1 protein-coding gene is annotated in these 1,017 nt (G+C 58.5%); it reads right to left on the reverse strand.

The features are described 5' to 3' along the window. A partial coding sequence (locus QOL99_RS17210) for a transposase (RefSeq protein ID WP_285525627.1) occupies positions 1-918 on the reverse strand: 918 nt, incomplete at its 3' end. Positions 919-1,017 lie beyond the last annotated feature (99 nt).

Below are 1,017 nucleotides of genomic sequence, written 5' to 3' on the forward strand. Positions count from 1 at the left end.
ACGCACTTCTCGCCCTCTCGACCTAAACTGCAAGATGTCAGTCAACACATGCTGGAGACGCGCTTTTTGCAACCCTCGATACCGGCAGTTCCTCAATCCGAAGGCCCGAACCCCCTGTGAAAGGGTGCCCTCTATGCCCGCACGCCGCTGATAGCGGCGCTGCGCCTCTGGATCAACCATCGCGTCTCGGGCTGCATGCAGCGCTTCTTGCTGGGCCTGGGGCTGGAACGTCAACGATTTGGGTTTCGTTTCGGATGTCACGCAATGTGCCCGGACCGGACACTGTTGACACGTTTTCGCAGAAAACGTGGTGATGACAATGGGCTGTCCAGTAGTGCGTTTCGTGGCGTGCCAGCGCTCACTCTCTTCGCCCTGCGGGCAGATGGCCTTCTGCCTCTCCCAGTCAATCTGGAAGTCTCGCAATGTGAATGCCCCAGCTGTCCGATAGGCTTGAGACGTATTGGGGCGGACAGGCCCAATGATCTCCGTCCCATGCTGCTCCTTTGCCCGCACGATCAGCTCTGCGGCGTTGTAGCCCGCATCGACCCAGTGTTCCGTCGGCTGGAGATCACGGCGAAACAAGTCTGTCTGAATCTGTTGTCCCAGTGGGGCATCCTGCACTTCTGCTGTTGTGGTCGCTACCTGGGTGATGAGATGAGGTAGGCCGTCATCGCAGGTTTCAGAGACGTGCACCTTGTAGCCACGCCATTCTCGCCCCCGTTTCGTGCTGTAGCGAGCTTCAGGATCGTAGGGCGATTCCACATGCATGGCCCGTTCCTTGACCAGCTCACTTCGGAGCCGGAAACGAATAACGCCGTTCAGATCGGTAAATTGACGTTGCCAGCAGCGTTCCAGAGTCAGCACCTCGCTGAGGTGCTGACTGCCTTGCGGCGCATCGTCACGGGCGATCAGGGCCAAAAGCGTTTGCCCGTCTTTGCCAACCTGATCAGCGTAAACCTGCTTGCCCCGGTCACCTCAGTACCTGACAGGTTGAGGTTTTTGCTGTACAGGAGCGGG

The sequence above is a fragment of the Deinococcus rhizophilus genome (assembly GCF_030271215.1).
Lineage (GTDB): Bacteria > Deinococcota > Deinococci > Deinococcales > Deinococcaceae > Deinococcus > Deinococcus rhizophilus.